Origin of the sequence: Xanthomonas euroxanthea (assembly GCF_903989455.1) — a bacterium.
GTDB lineage: Bacteria > Pseudomonadota > Gammaproteobacteria > Xanthomonadales > Xanthomonadaceae > Xanthomonas > Xanthomonas euroxanthea.
Genome location: NZ_LR861803.1, coordinates 4723316 through 4741298 on the forward strand (window position 1 = coordinate 4723316; position 17983 = coordinate 4741298).

Sequence of the window (17983 nt, forward strand, 5' to 3'; positions counted from 1 at the left end):
ATGGTCCGGTGCGTATCGATCCGGAATGGGAATGAGCGAAATCCGCAAGGTGCCGGCGTCTGCCGGCGCAGAATGGCTGTTGACCGGTTTCTCGCTGTTGAAGCGGGCGCCGCTGGCGCTTGGCTCGCTGGGGGTGATCTGGAGCGTGGCCGCCACCCTGGTGGTGTCGCTGTCGGTGCTGGTGCCGCTGCTGGGCCCGGCCCTGCAGTTCCTGCTGGTGCTGGCCGGCCCGCTGTTCATGGGCGGCCTGCTGTGGGCGATCCGCGAGGTCGACGAAGGCCGCATCGCCAAGCCGTCGCATCTGCTGCACGGCCTGCAGGACGGCCGCGCGCCGCACCTGCTGGTGTCGCTGCTGCCGCAGCTGATCGCCGGCCTGCTGCTGGGCGTGCTGCTGCTGGCGATGATCGGCGCCAGCGGGCTGCAGCAGCTGTCCGAGGTGATGATCAAGATCAACCAGATCAGCCAGTCCGGCGCGCAGCCGGATCCGGTGCAGATCGAGCAGCTGGCCGCCAGCCTGCCGGCCGGCCGCATCCTGCTGTGGCTGCTGCTGACCATCGCCACCTTCGCGGCGATGACCCTGGCACTGTTCGTGATGCCGCCGCAGGTGATGTTCGACCGCAGCACCGGCGGCCACGCGCTACGCGAGAGCCTGCGCGCCAGCCTGCACAACCTGCCGGCGATGCTGGTGTTCTTCGTGCTGGCCTTCATCGCCATCTTCGCGATCTATTTCGCGGTGATGATCGTGGCGCTGATCGTCGGCCTGGTCGCCGGCCAGACCGTGGCGATGTGGCTGGCCCAGCTGCTGCTGATGGCGGTGCTGATGCCGGTGTTCGCCGGCTCGGTGTACGCCGCCTGGAAGCAGATGTTCACGCACCAAGGCGCTTCTGCCCAGCCGACGACGCCCTCACGACCGGATGTGTTTGCGGCCTGAGCCCTCGCCCCGTAGGAGCGCACCTGGGCGCGACGAAGCGTTCGCCAGGAAGCCCCAGTCGCGCCCGGGTGCGCTCCTACGTGGGTGATTGGCGTCTGGGGCGATGCTGGCCCCGTCCGCGAACTAGGCGCTCTTCGGCCCCACCGCGCGCGAGGCGATGATGCCCAGCTCGTAGAGCAGGCACATCGGGATGGCCAGCATCAGCTGCGAGACCACGTCCGGCGGGGTGAGCACGGCGGCCAGGATGAAGATGCCGACGATGGCATAGCCGCGGCCTTCGCTCAGCTGCTTGGGGCTGACCCAGCCCAGCAGCACCAGGATCACCAGCGCCACCGGCAGCTCGAAGCTGGCACCGAAGGCGAAGAAGATCGCCAGCACGAAATCCAGGTAGGAATTGGCGTCCGGGGTAATGGCGATCACGTCCGGCTTGAACGTGGTCAGGAAGTGGAACACCGCCGGCAGCACCAGGAAATACGCGAACGCGCAGCCGATGTAGAACAGCGCCACCGCCGAGGCCAGCAACGGGAATGCGAGTTTCTTCTCGCGCTGGTACAGGCCCGGCGCCACGAAGGCCCAGGCCTGATACAGCAGCCACGGCACGCTGAAGAACACCGCCACGAAGAAGGTCAGCTTGAGCGGGGCGAAGAACGCGCCGGCCGGGTTCATCGCGATCATCGTCTGCCCCAGCGGCAGCTGCGAAATCAGCGGCGCGGCCAGCCACGAGTAGATTGCGCGGGAAAACGGCAACAGCGCCAGCAGCACCACGCCCAGGCCGATCAGGGCGCGCACCAGGCGTGCGCGCAGCTCGACCAGATGCTCGATCAGACTGCTTTCGGCCTGTGCGTCGTCGAACAGGCTCACGGCCGCTTCTCCTGGAGCTTGCCCGGCTCGGTCGGCTCGATCAGCGCCTCTGGCATGCCCGGCTCCATTGGCGAGGCAACCGGCGTCTGCGCGCTGGCATTGCCCAGGTGCGCTGCATGCGGCGCCGGCACCACCGGGTCATGGGGGGCCGGCACCAATGTCTGATGGGGCGCCGGCGCCATGGGCCGTGCCTGGGCGATGACCGGTGCGGCGGCCGCATGTTCAGGCGCATCGGCGGGGCCCGCTGCCGGCGCGGCATTGGCCCCAGCCGACAGGTCCGCATGCGCCAGCTCCAGCGGCGTCGCCACCGGTGTCGTGGTGCTGCGGATATCGATATCGCGCCCGACCTCGTCGTGCAGCGCGCGGGCGCCCTGCTCCAGATGTTGCTGCTTGTTGCGCAACTGGTCCTCGGCCTCGCGCAGCGAGGCCTGCACGTCCTGCAGGCTGCGCTTGAGCTCTTCGGCCTCCAGCTCGCGTTCCAGTTCCTGCTTGACCGAGTCCCATTGCATGCGCGCGCGGCGCACCCACAATCCGGCGAACCGGGCCGCCTTGGGCAGGCGCTCGGGACCGAGCACCACCAGGGCGACGATCGCAATCAGCGTCAGTTCGCCAACACCTATGTCAAACACCGACGCCGCTCCGGATCAACGCGCGTCGCGATCGCGCTCGGCCTGCGCCTCACGTGCCTGCTCGGCCGTGCGGCTGTCGTCGCCGAGCTTGCCGGCCGGCTTGTCCTCGTCGTGCATGCCTTTCTTGAATTCCTTGACCGCGCTGCCGAGATCCTTGGCACCGCTGGTGAGCCGCTTGGTACCGAACACCAGCAACACGATCACCAGCACGATCAGCCAGTGCCAAATGCTGAAACCGCCCATGATCTGCTCGCTTGCTGAAGAAGAAGGAAGGCGCAGGATACCCCAGCGCACCGCGCAGGGGGATGACAGCGCGTCAGCGGTTGCCGTCCAGCGATTCGGTGCGGATTTCGCCATCGGACACCGGCTGGAAACCCTGCTGCGGCGGTGGCGTGGTGCTGGGCTGCATCGGCACGGTGCTGGCCTCGTTGACCGCAGGCGGCGGTGTGGTGGCCGCCTGTGCCGGTGGCGGCGTTGCCGGGCGCGGCGCGCTGGCGCCGTCGTCGGCGCTGCCATCGGTACCGCGATTGGCGCGTGCGGTGTAGGTCGCCTCTTCCAGGCGGTCGCGGAAGGCGATTACGTCGGTGGAGGCACGCTCGTTGGTACGGCCTTCGAAGATCATCCGCGGGGTGGCGCCGCCACCGTAGGCGTTGAGGTCGGCGGCATCGTCGATCTGCAGCACCGCACCGTCTAGCGCCACGCCGGCGAACAGGCCACGGGCGCGCGACCACGACCAGATTTCGGCCTTGAGCTGGCCATCGGTGGCGGCGGCGGCATTGCGGCCGACCGGGCCGGCGGCCACGCCGGCATCGGCACCGAGGGTGAACTTGCCGTTGACGATGTTGTCCAGGCTGCGGTCGTTGCGGAACACCAGCACCACGTCGGAGGACTGCACGCCGGCCTGGAAGCCGATGCTGCCGCCGGTGAGCTTGACGAAGACCGGCTGCGACCAGCTGCCGTCGGCATTCTTCATCGACATCAGGCCATGGCCGCGCCGGCCGCCGATCACCAACCCGGCCTTGAGCGTATCGGGGATGACCACGATGGCGCGCGCCTCGTCGAGCAGCTTGTCCGGGATGGCCTGCTCGGGAATCTTCATGATCTCGTTGAGCACCCGCACCGCGTTACGCGCGCGCTGGTCCTCTTCCGGGCCGGCAACGGCATGGCCGGCGGCGAAGGTCAGCGACAACAACAGGGCCAGGCGCGACAGACGAGGCATGACAAGCTCCAGGGGACGATCCGTCAAAGATAGCAATGGCGCGACGTTAGTGGTGGCGCAATGAATCGGTGGTGAGCGCAAGCGGGTACCAGAGGCGGTCAATGGAGGCGATCGATGCGCTGTCCTCGGCAGCACTGCCGCGCTCTGCCAGAATGGCGCGCATGAACACCACCCCCGATACCGCCCTGCTGGTCGTCAATCTCGGCACCCCCGAGTCGCCCACCGCCCCGGCCGTGCGCCGCTACCTGGCCGAGTTCCTCAGCGACCGCCGCGTGGTCGCAATCCCGCCGCTGTTCTGGAAGCCGCTGCTGTACGGGGTGATCCTGCCCATCCGCGGGCCCAAGTCGGCCGAGAAATACGCCAAGGTCTGGCTGCCGGACGGCTCGCCGCTGGCGGTGTACACGCGCCGGCTGGCCGAAGGCCTGAAGCAGGTCATGCCGGACTGGCACGTGGAATGGGCCATGCGCTACGGCGCCCCGGCGCTGCGCAAGACGCTGGACGGCCTGCGTGCGCGCGGCATCCGGCGCATCGTGGTGCTGCCGCTGTATCCGCAGTATTCGACCACGACGACCGCATCGATCCAGGACGTGATCGACGCCTGGCGCCGGGGCGCGCCGGAGGTCGCGGTGGAGGTGATCCAGGAGTATTGCGAAGATGCCGGCTGGGTCGCGGCGATCGCCGATTCGATCCGTGCGCACTGGCAGGCGCACGGGCGCAGCGAGAAACTGATGTTCTCCTTCCACGGCCTGCCGCAGCGCGTGGCCAATGCCGGCGATCCGTATCCGCAGCAATGCGAGCGCAGCGCGCAGGCCATCGTCGCTGCGCTGGGCCTGGGCGCGGACGAATGGCAGATGGGCTACCAGTCGCGCTTCGGCTCGGAGCGTTGGCTGCAGCCCTACGCCGAACCGACCTTGTGGAAACTGGCCGAAGGCGGCGTGCGCAGCTTCGACCTGGTCTGCCCGGGTTTTGCCACCGATTGCCTGGAAACCCTGGAGGAAGTGGCGCTGGGCTTTGCCGAAACGCTGGCCGAACGCGGCGCCACCCTGAGTTACATCCCCTGCCTCAATGCCAGCCCGGCACATGCGCAGGCACTGGCCGCCGTGGCGCGGCGCGCGTGAGGTTGGAGCCGTTTGCGTGCGACCTGGCGATCGGCCGGGTCACCGGACTGCGCAACCCGGACCGTGGCCCGCGCCGGGTGCTGGCCCTGCATGGGTGGCTGGACAACGCCGCCAGCTTCCTGCCGCTGAGCGCGCACCTGCATGCACAGGACCTGGACCTGGTCCTGCTCGATCTGCCCGGCCACGGCCATAGCGCGTGGTTGCCGGTCGGTGCCGAGTACACGCTCAGCAGCGCGATCGGCATTCTGCTGCAGGTGGCCGATGCGCTGGGCTGGGAGCGCTTCTGCGTGCTCGGCCACTCGCTGGGCGGCGGTGTCGCCAGCCTGCTGGCCGCCGCGGCGCCGGAACGCGTGGAGGCGCTGATCGCGATCGAGGCGCTGGGTGCACTGGCCGAGCCGGTGGAAGGCACCGCCACCCGCCTGCGCGATGCGATTGCCTCGGCACGCACCTTGTCACAGCGGCCGCTGCGCGTGTTTCCGTCGATGGAGATGCCGGTGCGCGCACGCATGATGGCCAACCAGCTCACCGAACCGGCCGCACGGCTGCTGGTGGAGCGCGGCGTGTGCGCGGTCGAAGGCGGCTACAGCTGGTGCAGCGACCCGCGCCTGACCCTGCCCACGGCCATCCGCATGACCGAAGCGCAGATCGACGTGCTGCTGGCCTCCATCGCCTGCCCGGTCCAGGCAATCTTCGCCACGCCGGCGCAGGTGTACTTCCCCGCTGCCTTGCGCGATCACCGCGTGGCGCTGATGCGCGATGCGCGCCTGCAGTTGTTGCCCGGCACCCACCATGTGCATATGGAAGCACCGGACGCGGTGGCGGCGGTGATCAACGGATTCCTGGCGTCGCTGCCGCCGCCGCACGCGTGATGCGCGGAATGCGTGCTGCGTCCTGCGCGATGCCACGGCGCTGACGCTCGTGCTTATTGCCCGGCATGCGACAGCAGACCTCAGTGCCGGCAGCACCGGCAGGTAGCGTCAGCGGCGGAAACTGCATCGCGACGACCTGCCTTACTCCACCTGCAACAACCGCCGCAGCTGCGCCTTGAGCTGGCGCCCGTGTTCGTGGAAATAGCTGCGCTCGTCGCGCCAGGCGGGAAAGCGCTGCTCCACCTCGGCCCAGAACGCAGGCGAGTGATTGGCCTGCAGCAGGTGGCAGAGCTCGTGCACCAGCACGTATTCGAACGCGGACGGGCGGCCGAGCACCAGCGCCAGATCCAGCGCCATCGAGCCATCCGGTGCCAGCGAACCCCACTGCGAGGACATCACCTTCAGCCGCACCCGCGCCGGCGCGCGCGGCAGGCCGGGCAGATAGCTCGGCAACCAGCGTCCGACATCGGCGCGCGCCTGTGCTTCGTAGAATTCCTTCAACGTGCGGCGCAGGCCTGCATCGCCTAGACGCGTAGGCACATGGAACTGCGCGCCGTCGTCGGTGACCTCGATACGTGCGTAGCGCCCGTCGTGCCAGCTCAGCGGCAACAAGGCGCCGCGTAACGGCAGCAACCCCGGCACGCCACGCGCCAGCGCCGGAAACGCATCGACCTGCTGATAACGCGACAGCTGCGTGCCCAACCAGTCCAGGTGCGCCAGCAGAAAGCGCTCGCCCGACACCAGGCTTGCGCGCAGCGGCAGGGTCAACCGCGCACCGCGTTCGTCGACGCTGAGCTTGATGCGCCGCGCACGCGGGTCGCGCACGCGCAGGACCGCGATTTCGCGCCCGTCCAGTTGCACGCGCACGCAGTCGCGTTCGACAACCTGCGGGGCGGGCGCGATCAGACGGCGGACGGGCTTGAACATGGGCACAGGATAGCGCTGCGATGTGTCAGGTGGTGAGATGGCGCGATTGATACATGCGATGTGACGGCGTGTCCTGCGAGCGGTGAGGGCGCCGCGCCATCGACGCTGCGCGTTGGCTGCAGGGCCCTTGCCCGCCCACCATCGCGGGACACGCCGTGAATCCATCCATGGAGGCGCTTACGCGGCATCCATGCCGCGTAAGGTCCCGCGACAGTGAGCGGGCAAGGACCTATCGAGATGGTCGGTGTGCATCGTTGAAAGCAGAAGATGAGGTGCGATGGTCGAGCCACTGTGCCTCGACCGGCTTCCCACCACTCGTCTCACCGCAGACCGAGCAGCAGACAAGCGTTTTGACGCGCAATCTGCAAACGTCGCGTCTGCCCACCGCAAGCCGAGCGCCACGCTTTCAAGAAAGCAGCCGACCAACTGTCTGGTGCGGTGTCCTCGCCGGTTGCGGGACCGTGTGGCGGCATGGATGCCGCCACCGAGCCCCCAGGGAAGGGTTCACGGCGTGTCCCGCAAGCGGTGAGGACACCGCGCCCGCGACGCTGCAAGCTGTTGTTTTAGACCTCGGATGATTCAAGCCCTGCATCGTGGCTCGACAACACCGTAGTTCGAAACCTGATTATTCGGCCTTGCTCAGCTTCAGCGCGGTTTCCAGCAGCAGGAACAGGCGCCGGATTTCAGCGCTCATCAGTGCGAAGCGCGCGTCGAGTTCGGCGCGCGCGCCGTCGTCTTCGCTGTGTTCGAGCTGGTCCAGTGCGCCATCGAGGAACTTGAGCTTGCGGATCACCAGATCGTCGCCGAGCACGAACGACAGATTGTCGTCCAGCACCAGCGCCAGCTTGGTCACCTGCTTGCCGGCTTCCAGGTGCTTGTCGATCTCGTCGCCGCGCAGTTCCTGGTGCTGGCACTTGACCACTGCGCCACCTTCGATCGGGTCCTTCATCTCGCATTCTTCGCCCAGGCTCAGGCCTTCGGGCAGGGGTTCGCCGGCGATCCAGCCGGTGAGGATGGCGCGCGGTGCGACTTCGGCGTTCAACGGCAGTGCCGGGAAGCTGCCGAGCGCGCCGCGGATCTCGCTCATCACGTTCTCGCCGCTCTTGCGGCTGGAGCTGTTGACCGCGATGTAGCCGTGCTGCAGGTCCAGGATGGCATCGGTCCGCGAGCTCTTGACGAAGGCGCGCGGCAACAGCTCATGGATCAGGTCGTCCTTCAGGCGCTTGCGCGCCTTGCCGCCGGGGCGACGGCCTTCCTTCTCCTCGATCTCGGCAACCTTGCGCTCGAGCAGGTCGTTGACCACCGCGCCGGGCAGGATCTTGTCCTCGCCACCGACGGTGAGCCAGAGGAAGTCTTCCAGGCGATGCGAGAGCACGTCCTGCTCGTCGCGGCCGAACGGGGAAATGAAACCGCGCGAGCTCATTTCCAGCGGGCCGACCGGCTTGAGCTGCACCTGCGGCAGCAGCGTGTCGATCTCGGAGAAATCCAGCGTGGTCGGGAAACGGAACAGGGTGAGATTACGAAAGAACATGCGTCAGACCGAAAAGGAGGAAGAAACGGGGAGGGTGGAAAGACTGCCGGCGCCGCGATGGCCGCGTCAGTCGCTGTCGTGTGCGCTGTCGCCGGCAGCGAGCCAGGCGCTGGAATCGGGATCAGGATCGGGCGGTGCTGCATCGCCATTGCGGCCCAGCGCCAGGAAATCGAACAGGGTGCGGTCGGCCAGTTGCTCGGGCCGCACATCGCCCAGCGCGCGGGCGATCTGCTCGACCCGCCCGGGCTGCTCGCGGTCCCATTGCTGCAGCATGCGGCCGACCTGCTGGCGCTGCAGGTTTTCCTGGCTGCCGCACAGGTTGCACGGAATGATCGGGAACTGGCGCGCCTGCGCATAGGCGGCGATGTCGGCTTCGCGCACATAGGCCAGCGGGCGGATCACCACGTGCTGGCCGTCGTCGCTGCGCAGCTTGGGCGCCATCGCCGCGAGCCGGGCGTGGTGGAACAGGTTCATGAAGAACGTGGCGACGATGTCGTCGCGATGATGGCCGAGCGCGATCTTGGTCACGCCGTGCGCCTGCGCATAGGCATACAGCGCGCCGCGCCGCAGCCGCGAGCACAGCGAACACATGGTCTTGCCGGCCGGGATCACCCGGCTGACCACCGAATAGGTGTCCTGCTCGACGATGGCGAACGGCACGTCCAGTCCGCGCAGGTAGGTGGGCAGGACGTGGGCGGGAAAGTCGGGCTGCTTCTGGTCCAGATTGACCGCCACCAGGGTGAACGGCACCGGCGCCTTGCGCTGCAGCTGCAGCAGCATGTCCAGCAAGGTGTAGCTGTCCTTGCCGCCGGACAGGCAGACCATGACCTTGTCGCCGGGGGCGATCATGCCGAAGTCGGCAATCGCCTGGCCCACCTGGCGCTGCAGGCGCTTGCCCAGGCGCAGCTGCTCACGCTGCAGCCGCTGGCGCGGGTCGCGCGGCGCGGGGTCGGCCAGGGGTTGCGGCAGCGGCAGGACAGCGGTCATAAGCCGGCCATTGTAGCTGCCCGGCGCGCGGCGGGCCGGCGCCGGGCGTGCGCGGCTGAACGGGCGGTCAGACGCTTGCGGGCGGGGCGTTCGGCGTGCGTCTGGTGGTGCTGCGGCGTCAGCGGGCCCAACGCGGCTGCGGCTGCCCGCAGGTCGTCGGGGCGGCGCACATCTCGCAGCGCAGCAAGCCTTTCGGCGCCGGGCTGGGTAAAGTCGGGCAGACCGCTTCACTCGGGATCGGCATGGCATCTCCAGCTTCGCTCCACCGCGCGGCTTTTTTCGGTCGCAGCTGTGGTAGCGCTAACATTTTGTGCGACGTGGGTCAGGCCCTGCCCCCGTATGTGTCCCCGGCGCTGATCGAGCGTGCGCGCTGCTGGCGCGGTGGCGGTGCGCATGCACGATCGCCGCGCTGCGTGACTGGCCCCTGGTTTGCAACGCCCTTCCTTCTTCCCTCGCCTCTTTGCAGGAGTTCCACCCCATGAGCAACACCGTCCACATCGGCGCCAAAGAATATTTCCCCGGTATCGGCAAGATCGGCTTCGAAGGCCGCGACTCGGACAACCCGCTGGCCTTCAAGGTCTACGACGCCAACAAGCAGGTCGGCGACAAGACCATGGCCGAGCATCTGCGCTTTGCCGTGGCCTACTGGCACAGCTTCTGCGGCAATGGCGCCGATCCGTTCGGCCCGGGCACGCGCGCGTATCCGTGGGATATCGGCAACACCGCGTTGGACCGTGCCGAAGCCAAGGCCGATGCCGCGTTTGAATTCTTCACCAAGCTTGGCGTGCCGTATTACTGCTTCCACGACATCGACCTGTCGCCGGATGCCGACGACATCGGCGAGTACGAGCGCAACCTCAAACACATGGTCGGCATCGCCAAGCAGCGCCAGGCCGACACCGGCGTCAAGCTGCTGTGGGGCACCGCCAACCTGTTCTCGCACCCGCGCTACATGAACGGCGCATCGACCAACCCGGACTTCAATGTGGTGGCGCGTGCGGCGGTGCAGGTCAAGGCCGCGATCGATGCCACCGTCGAGCTGGGTGGCGAGAACTACGTGTTCTGGGGCGGCCGCGAGGGCTACGCCTGCCTGCACAACACCCAGATGAAGCGCGAGCAGGACAACATGGCGCGCTTTCTGACCCTGGCACGCGACTACGGCCGTGCGATCGGCTTCCAAGGCAACTTCCTGATCGAGCCCAAGCCGATGGAGCCGATGAAGCACCAGTACGACTTCGACAGCGCCACGGTGATCGGCTTCCTGCGCCAGCACGGCCTGGACCAGGATTTCAAGCTCAATATCGAAGCCAACCACGCCACGCTGTCGGGCCATAGCTTCGAGCACGACCTGCAGGTGGCAGCCGATGCCGGCCTGCTCGGCAGCATCGATGCCAACCGCGGCAACCCGCAGAACGGCTGGGATACCGACCAATTCCCGACCGACCTGTACGACACCGTCGGGGCGATGCTGGTGGTGCTGCGCCAGGGCGGGCTGGCACCGGGCGGGCTGAATTTCGATGCCAAGGTGCGCCGCGAGTCGTCCGATCCGCAGGACCTGTTCCTGGCGCACATCGGCGGCATGGACGCGTTCGCCCGCGGGCTGGAAGTGGCCAATGCGCTGCTGACGTCCTCGCCGCTGGAGCAGTGGCGCGCCGAGCGTTACGCCAGCTTCGACAGCGGTGCCGGCGCGGAGTTTGCCAACGGCAGCAGCACGCTGGTGGATCTGGCCCAGTACGCGGCCGGCAACGCGCCCAAACAACTCAGCGGCCGCCAGGAAGCCTACGAGAACCTGATCAACCAGTATCTGACGCGTTGATGCCGTGCCGGTGACCGCCTGCACGCGCAGGCGATCACCGGCGGCCTGCGCGCAGACCCGCGTGCAGCGTCAGGGCTGTTCCGCTGCATCCGGCGCCGCCGGTGCGGCCACCGAATCCCGCTTGACCAGCAGGTGCGCGACCACATGATCGACCATCTTCGCCGTGCGCTCCTTGGCGCGTATCGTCTTCAACAGGATGTCCAGCGCGGCGTCGGCCATGGCGGCGATGGGCTGCTGCACGGTGGTGAGTTCGGGCCAGACCGCGGTGGCGGCGGAGGTGTCGTCGAAGCCGACCACCGACAGATCGCGCGGCACATCCAGCCCGCGCCGATGCGCGACCGAGATTGCAGCGGCGGCCATATCGTCGTTGCTGGCGAAGATGGCGCTGGGGCGACGCTTGCGCGCCAGCAGCTTTTCGGCGGCGACCAGGCCGGATTTGTAGGTGTAGTCGCCCGGCTGCACCAGATGCCGATCCAGCCGCAGGCCGGCATCGGCCAGCGCCGCCTGAAAGCCTTCGAAGCGACGCGTGCTGGCGGACAGATTGGGGTGCCCGGCGATGTAGCCGATACGCGTGTGGCCCTGGGCGATCAGATGCTCGGTGATTTCCTTGGCGGCGGCGAATTCGTCGATACGCACGCAGGCCACATCCGGGCTGAAATGGTTGGAGGCGATCGCCACCACCGGCACCTTGGCGCGGACCAGTTCCAAGACCGCGGCCTTGGATTCGCACAGCGGTGGCGGCAGGATCACCCCGGCCACGCCCTTGGCGAGCTTGCGCGCGGCACGGCGTTCGGCGTCGGCATCCAGGTCGTCCCAGCAATCGATCACCAGCTGGATCGGCGTGCGCGAGGCAACCCGCAACACGCCCAGCAGCAGCTCACGCAGGTAGGCGCCGCTGGGGTCGCTGTAGATCAACGCAATGCGCGTGCTCTGCGCGGCGGCCAGGGCACTGGCCGCCAGGTTGGGCGTGTAGCCCAGCTTGTCGACCGCGCGCAGCACGCGTGCGCGGGTGGCATCGCGCACGCTGCCGTTGTTGTTGACCACGCGCGAGACCGTCATCGGCGAGACCTTCGCCAGCGCCGCCACCTCGTCGATGGTGGTCGCGCGGCTGGTGCGGCGGACCGATTTCCTGACCTTCTCCAAGCGTGGCCTCTTCAAGTGGGTGGCGAACCTGCACGATGCACACAAACCGTTGCGATAACGCAAGCGCTCACTGCGTGCACGACGATGCGACGCATGGTACCGGGAAGCAGGCAGAGCGGCGATACGCCGCCGTGTACGTGTACGTGGATGTCGATGGAGCATGCCGCATGAGCGCGCATGCAATGCGGCGCTGCGTCGCGTATTGCAGTGCGTTGGCGCAGCCGTGGTTGCTGGCGGTGACGCTGCTGGGTGGATTGGTGCTGGTCAGTGCCGGGGCGCGCGCCGAAGATGGCTACGACTTATGGTTGCGCTACCACCCATTGGCCAACGCGGCGCAGGTGCGCGGCAGCGCAAGCGAGTTGATCGTCGCTGGCGACTCGCCCACGTTGCAGGCCGCACGTGAGGAATTGCAGCGTGGACTGTCGGGCCTGCTTGGTGCCGCGCCGCCGTCGTCCGCCAATGTCACGCGCGATGGTGCGATCGTGCTGGGTGCGGCCGCTGCGCCACAAATCGCAGCATTGAACCTGCAGACCACCGGCCTGGGCCGCGACGGCTATCTGATCCGCAGTGTCCGCGTGGACGGGCATCGCGCCACCGCCATCGTCGGCGGCAGTGATGTGGGTGCGCTGTACGGGGCATTCCACTTGCTGCGCCTGCTGCAGACCGGTCAATCGCTGGCCGCGCTGGACCTGCACGAGTCGCCGCGGCTGCAGCTGCGCCTGCTCAATCACTGGGACAACCTGGACGGGGTGGTCGAGCGTGGCTATGCCGGTGCGTCCCTGTGGAACTGGCAGACCCTGCCCGGGTATCTGGATCCGCGCTACACCGACTATGCGCGCGCCAATGCATCGCTGGGCATCAACGGCAGCGTGCTCAACAACGTCAATGCCAAGGCCTGGAGCCTGACGCCGCAGTATCTGGACAAGGCGGCGGCACTGGCCAGCGTGTTTCGCCCTTACGGCATTCGCGTGTTTCTCAGCGCGCGCTTCAGCGCGCCGATCGAGATCGGTGGCCTGACGACCGCCGACCCGCTGGATCCGCAGGTACAGCGGTGGTGGCGCGACACCGCCGACGCCATCTACGCGCGCATTCCGGATTTTGGCGGTTTTCTGGTCAAGGCCAATTCCGAAGGCCAGCCCGGCCCGCAGGACTACGGGCGCAGTCATGCCGATGGCGCCAATCTGCTGGCCGATACGCTGGCACCGCATGGCGGGGTGGTGATGTGGCGCGCGTTCGTCTATTCGCACGAGCAGCCGGACGATCGCGCCAAGCAGGCCTACAGCGAGTTCCTGCCGCTGGATGGCCGGTTCCGCGACAACGTGATCGTGCAGGTCAAAAATGGTGCCATCGACTTCCAGCCGCGCGAGCCATTCCATCCGCTGTTCGGCGCGATGCGCAAGACGCCGTTGATGCCGGAGTTCCAGATCACCAAGGAGTACCTGGGCTTTTCCACCCACCTGGCCTACCTGGGCACGCTGTTTGCCGAAACCCTGCAGGCCGACACCTACGCGCGCGGCAAGGGCTCGACGGTTGCCAGAACCGTGGACGGCACGCTCTTCAACGATGCGAAACGCACGCGGCTGACCGGTATCGCCGGGGTGGCCAACATCGGGGCGGACCGCAACTGGAGTGGCTCGATCTTCGACCAGGCCAACTGGTACGCCTACGGGCGGCTGGCGTGGAATCCGCAGGCGTCGCCGCAGGCCATCGCGCAGGACTGGGTGCGCACGACCTTCTCCAACGATGCTGACGTGGTGATGCCCGTGGTCGACATGCTGCTGCGCTCGCGCGAGGCGGTGGTGGACTACATGACCCCGCTCGGCCTGCATCACCTGATGGGGCGTGGCCATCACTACGGCCCGGCGCCGTGGGATGCGGGCAGCGAGCGCCCGGACTGGGACCCGGTCTACTACCACCGCGCCGACCGTCACGGCATCGGCTTTGATCGCAGTGCCGGCGGCAGCAATGCGGTGGCGCAATACGCCAAGCCGGTGGCGCGCGTGTTCGGCGATGTGCAGCGCGTGCCGGAGCGTTACCTGCTGTGGTTCCACCATGTGCCCTGGGAGCACCGCATGGCCTCCGGGCGGCCGCTGTGGGACGAGCTGGTGTGGCACTACGACCACGGCGTGGACGAGGTGCGTGCGATGCGCGCGACCTGGCAGGGCCTGGCCGGCAGGATCGATGCACCGCGTTACCAGCAGGTGGCAGGTTTCCTGGCGATCCAGCAGGACGAAGCGCAGTGGTGGCGCGATGCCAGCATCGCCTACTTCCAGAGCGTGTCCGGGCGGCCGTTGCCTGCCGGCACGGCGCCGCCGGCGCATCCGCTGGCGTATTACGAGGCATTGAAATTTCCGTATGCGCCGGGGAATCCGAAATGAGCGTGCGTACGCTGCTGGCCATCATGGCAGCGCTGCTGCCGCCCCTGGCGCAGGCGGCCGATGCGCCGCTGCTGCATGCGCTGTTTCAGGAGCATGTGGTGCTGCAGCGCGATGCGCCGATCCGGGTGTGGGGCGATGCGGCCCCGGGCGCGCGCGTGCGCGTGCAACTGGATGCGCAGCAGGTGCAGGCGCGCGCAGACCGGCAGGGCCATTGGGAAGCGCGCCTGCCTGCGCACGCCGCCGGCGGCCCGTACACCTTGAGCGCACGCACCGGCACGGGCGTGACGCAGCAGGTCAACGACGTGCTGATCGGCGATGTGTGGCTGTGCTCGGGCCAATCGAATATGGAATTGCCGGTGCATCGCACGCTGGATTCCCGCAGCGAGATCGCCGATGCCGACAACCCGCGCATCCGCATGTTCAAGGTGCCGGCGCAGTCCAGCCCGACACCGCAGCGCGGCTTCGGTGGCGCTGCCGCGTGGCAGCTCACCACGCCGGAGACGGTGAAGGAGTTTTCTGCCGCCTGCTATTACTTCGCACGTGAGTTGCAGAAGACCGTCGATGTGCCGATGGGCCTGATCAATGCTTCCTGGGGCGGCTCGCAACTGCAGGCCTGGATCGGCGAGACAGCCTTGCGCGCCGCCGGCGACGATGGCCCGGCACTGGATGTGCTGGCGCGATACGCCGTCGACCCGGTGGATGCGGCGCCGCGTTGGGCCGCGCTTTGGGAAGCCTGGTGGCAGGCGCACGGCCAGGGCGAGCCCTGGCAACCGGACGCGCCCGGCGCCTGGCAAACCGCACCGGCGGCATTGGGCGCGTGGGACGACTGGGGCGTGCCGCAGCTGGTCGGCTTCAACGGCATGGTCTGGTACCGCACCAGCGTGGAGCTGACGCAGGCGCAGGCCGCGCAGGACGCCAGCCTGCTGCTCGGGCCGGTGGACGAGCTGGACCAGACCTGGGTCAACGGGCGCGGCGTGGGCAGCAGCTACGGTGCCGATCAGCCGCGCCGCTACCGCTTGCCGCGCGGGCGCCTGCACGCCGGGCGCAACAGCATCGTGCTCAATGTGCTCAACACCTATCGGCGTGGCGGGTTGCTGGGCGATGCGCAATCGCGTGCGCTGCAGTTCGCCGATGGCAGCACGCTGCCGCTGGATGCACCCTGGCAGTACCGCATCGTGCCGCCGCAGCTGGGCTCGCCACCGCGCGCGCCATGGTCGTCGGCGGCCGGGCTGACCACCTTGTACAACGGCATGATCGCCCCGCTCGGCCAGCTCGGCCTGCGTGGCGTGCTGTGGTACCAGGGCGAATCCAACGCCGGCGATGCCGCGCATTACCCGGCCTTGCTCACCGCATGGCAGCGCGACTGGCGGCAGCGCTTCGGTGCGCAATTGCCGCTGCTGATCGTGCAGCTGGCCAACTATGGCGCGCCGCCCACCCAGCCGGTGGAAAGCGGCTGGGCGCAGCTGCGCGAGGCACAGCGCCGCTTCGTCGCCGACGATGCGCATGCGGGCCTGGCGGTGACGATCGACATCGGCGACCGCTACGACATCCATCCGGCCAACAAGCAGGAACTGGGCCGGCGCCTGGCGCGCGCGGCGCGGCAGGTGGTGTATGGGCAGGCGCTTGCGCCCTCCGGCCCGGTACCGCGCAGCGCGCAACGCGCAGGCGACGGCGTGCGCATCGCCTTCGATGCCGTGGACACCACGTTGCTGAGTTATGGCAACGATGCACCGATCGGTTTCGAGGTCTGTGCCGCCGCCCCCGGCACCTGTCGTTATGCCGTCGCCGCCGTGCACGACCACGCCATCGCTCTGCGCATTCCTCCCGGCCTGGACCCCACGCGCGTGCGCTACTGCTGGGCCGACAGCCCGGTCTGCACGCTGTACGACCGCAGCGGCCTGCCGGCCGGCCCGTTCGAACTTCCCATCACTGCCGCCACTTCTCCCTGAGCGAGACCACGATGTCACAGACTCCCGACTCCCCTGCTCCGCTGCAAGGCTCGGCCCGCGATCGCGAGATCGTCGAGGCGCGCGTCATCGTCACCTGCCCCGGGCGCAACTTCGTCACCTTGAAGATCCGCACCCGCTCGGGCATCACCGGGCTGGGCGATGCCACGCTCAACGGCCGTGAGCTGGCGGTGGCGGCGTACCTGCAGGAACACCTGGTGCCGAACCTGATCGGCCGCGATGCCGGCCGCATCGAGGACATCTGGCAGTTCTTCTATCGCGGCGCGTACTGGCGGCGCGGCCCGGTGACGATGAGCGCTATCGCCGCGGTGGACGTGGCGCTGTGGGACATCCTGGGCAAGATGGCCGGCCTGCCGTTGTATCAGCTGCTGGGCGGGCGCTCGCGCGAGGGCGCGCTGGTGTACGGCCATGCCAATGGCCGCGACATCGCCGAAACCAGCGATGAGGTGGGCCGCTTTCGCGAGCGGGGTTTCATCGCGATCCGCGCGCAGTGCGGCGTGCCCGGCATCAAGAAGACCTATGGCATTTCCAGCGGCGGCAAGCCGTACGAACCGGCCGAAAGCGAACTGCCCACCGAAACGGTGTGGTCCACGCCGCGCTATCTGGGTGTGGTGCCGAAGTTGTTCGAGCAGCTGCGCGCCGACCACGGCGATGAGATCGAGTTGCTGCACGATGCGCATCACCGGCTCACACCGATCGAAGCCGCGCGCCTGGGCCGCGACCTGGAGCCGTACCGGCTGTTCTGGCTGGAAGATGCCACGCCGGCGGAAAACCAGCGCGCGTTCGAAGTGATCCGCCAGCACACGGTGACGCCGCTGGCGGTGGGCGAGGTGTTCAACTCGCTCTGGGATTGCAAGCACCTGATCGAGCAGCAGTTGATCGACTACATCCGCACCACCATCGTCCACGCCGGCGGCATCACCCACGTGCGCCGGCTGGCCGACTTCGCCGCGCTGCATCAGGTGCGCACCGGCTTCCACGGCGCCACCGATCTGTCGCCGGTGTGCATGGGCGCGGCCCTGCACTTCGACACCTGGGTGCCCAACTTCGGCATCCAGGAATACATGTTCCATTCCGACGAGGCCAATGCGGTGTTCCCGCACGATTACGTGTTCCGCGATGGACGCCTGCATTGCGGCGAAACACCCGGGCATGGTGTGGACATCGACGAAGCCCTGGCGGCGAAGTACCCGTACGTGCCCAAGCAATTGCCGGTGGCGCGGCTGGAAGACGGCGCGATGTGGGACTGGTGATGCGGGCCGTCATGGGCGCCTGTGCGACGCGCGCAGACGCGGCAGATGCAGGCGCTGTGCAGCGGCCAGGCGAGCCTGGCGGCTGTGCGAAACCCGCATCTGCCAGGCCGACACTGCGGCTTCTGCGCGCCGCCCGCACTTATCTGATGCCGACGCGCGACGCGTTGTTGGTTGCTGTCATCGCCATCCCCGCGCCCGCGACGGCACAAGCGCAGGCCGCTGTCGCCTTCGACTGGCTCCACTCTCGCAACGACGATGCAGGCATGCTCAGCACCGCACAGGCCGGCGGTTTCGTCGGCAGCATGATCGGGCCGTTTGCCCAGCTGGAACCGCACCGCACCCAGGAGGACTGAC

Annotated in this window: 16 protein-coding genes; 8 read left to right on the forward strand and 8 right to left on the reverse strand. The window is 68.0% G+C overall.

Annotated elements, in window-relative coordinates; all coding sequences use genetic code 11:
* The first annotated feature begins 31 nt into the window (after positions 1-31).
* Entirely contained in the window at positions 32-931 is a 900-nt protein-coding gene (locus H7A86_RS19710; RefSeq protein ID WP_104649864.1) for a BPSS1780 family membrane protein, read from the forward strand.
* A 123-nt stretch (positions 932-1054) separates the two neighbouring features.
* Here H7A86_RS19710 and tatC read toward each other — a convergent pair whose 3' ends face one another.
* The 4 genes from tatC to H7A86_RS19730 form a co-directional block, all read right to left on the reverse strand.
* Positions 1055-1792: a twin-arginine translocase subunit TatC gene (gene tatC, locus H7A86_RS19715; RefSeq protein ID WP_104584358.1), complete on the reverse strand. Its 738-nt coding sequence runs from the start codon at positions 1790-1792 to the stop codon at positions 1055-1057.
* Complete coding sequence (tatB, locus tag H7A86_RS19720) at positions 1789-2421, reverse strand: Sec-independent protein translocase protein TatB (protein ID WP_119132470.1); 633 nt, start codon at positions 2419-2421, stop codon at positions 1789-1791. The genes tatC and tatB overlap by 4 nt, the downstream gene beginning before the upstream one ends.
* Before the next feature lie 15 nt (positions 2422-2436).
* Entirely contained in the window at positions 2437-2664 is a 228-nt protein-coding gene (gene tatA / locus H7A86_RS19725; RefSeq protein ID WP_104584354.1) for a Sec-independent protein translocase subunit TatA, read from the reverse strand.
* 73 nt (positions 2665-2737) lie between these two features.
* Positions 2738-3640, reverse strand: coding sequence for a lipid-binding SYLF domain-containing protein (locus H7A86_RS19730; protein WP_164740925.1), 903 nt, complete (start codon positions 3638-3640; stop codon positions 2738-2740).
* A gap of 152 nt (positions 3641-3792) precedes the next feature.
* On the opposite strand from H7A86_RS19730, the gene hemH reads away from it, so the two are divergent.
* Both hemH and H7A86_RS19740 read left to right on the forward strand, forming a co-directional pair.
* Complete coding sequence (gene hemH / locus H7A86_RS19735; RefSeq protein ID WP_119132471.1) at positions 3793-4758, forward strand: ferrochelatase; 966 nt, start codon at positions 3793-3795, stop codon at positions 4756-4758.
* Positions 4759-4760: 2 nt separating this feature from the next.
* The gene (locus H7A86_RS19740; RefSeq protein ID WP_164740281.1) at positions 4761-5627 is read left to right on the forward strand and encodes an alpha/beta fold hydrolase; all 867 of its coding nucleotides are present in this window, start codon (positions 4761-4763) and stop codon (positions 5625-5627) included.
* A 141-nt stretch (positions 5628-5768) separates the two neighbouring features.
* On the opposite strand, the gene H7A86_RS19745 is transcribed toward H7A86_RS19740, so the two are convergent.
* The 3 genes from H7A86_RS19745 to ttcA all read right to left on the reverse strand — a co-directional run bounded on the left by H7A86_RS19745 (position 5769) and on the right by ttcA (position 9072).
* Complete coding sequence (locus H7A86_RS19745) at positions 5769-6554, reverse strand: YgjP family zinc-dependent metalloprotease (protein WP_164739706.1); 786 nt, start codon at positions 6552-6554, stop codon at positions 5769-5771.
* Between the two features lie 625 nt (positions 6555-7179).
* Entirely contained in the window at positions 7180-8085 is a 906-nt protein-coding gene (locus H7A86_RS19750) for a recombination-associated protein RdgC (RefSeq protein WP_119132474.1), read from the reverse strand.
* 66 nt (positions 8086-8151) lie between these two features.
* The gene (ttcA, locus tag H7A86_RS19755; protein WP_119132475.1) at positions 8152-9072 is read right to left on the reverse strand and encodes a tRNA 2-thiocytidine(32) synthetase TtcA; all 921 of its coding nucleotides are present in this window, start codon (positions 9070-9072) and stop codon (positions 8152-8154) included.
* Positions 9073-9550: 478 nt separating this feature from the next.
* Here ttcA and xylA point away from each other — a divergent pair, with 478 nt between their 5' ends.
* Entirely contained in the window at positions 9551-10888 is a 1338-nt protein-coding gene (xylA, locus tag H7A86_RS19760) for a xylose isomerase (RefSeq protein WP_180707960.1), read from the forward strand.
* Between the two features lie 69 nt (positions 10889-10957).
* On the opposite strand, the gene H7A86_RS19765 is transcribed toward xylA, so the two are convergent.
* Positions 10958-12031: a LacI family DNA-binding transcriptional regulator gene (locus H7A86_RS19765; RefSeq protein WP_161960193.1), complete on the reverse strand. Its 1074-nt coding sequence runs from the start codon at positions 12029-12031 to the stop codon at positions 10958-10960.
* A gap of 167 nt (positions 12032-12198) precedes the next feature.
* Here H7A86_RS19765 and H7A86_RS19770 point away from each other — a divergent pair, with 167 nt between their 5' ends.
* From H7A86_RS19770 to H7A86_RS19785, 4 genes are all read left to right on the forward strand, one after another.
* Entirely contained in the window at positions 12199-14409 is a 2211-nt protein-coding gene (locus H7A86_RS19770) for an alpha-glucuronidase family glycosyl hydrolase (RefSeq protein WP_119132136.1), read from the forward strand.
* Positions 14406-16358, forward strand: a complete 1953-nt coding sequence (locus tag H7A86_RS19775) for a sialate O-acetylesterase (protein WP_119132135.1) — start codon at positions 14406-14408, stop codon at positions 16356-16358. Before H7A86_RS19770 ends, H7A86_RS19775 begins: the two co-directional genes overlap by 4 nt.
* Before the next feature lie 11 nt (positions 16359-16369).
* Positions 16370-17629 (forward strand): D-mannonate dehydratase ManD, encoded by a 1260-nt coding sequence (manD, locus tag H7A86_RS19780; protein ID WP_119132134.1) that lies wholly within the window; start codon positions 16370-16372, stop codon positions 17627-17629.
* A gap of 146 nt (positions 17630-17775) precedes the next feature.
* Positions 17776-17982: a hypothetical protein gene (locus H7A86_RS19785; protein WP_119132133.1), complete on the forward strand. Its 207-nt coding sequence runs from the start codon at positions 17776-17778 to the stop codon at positions 17980-17982.
* Position 17983 lies beyond the last annotated feature (1 nt).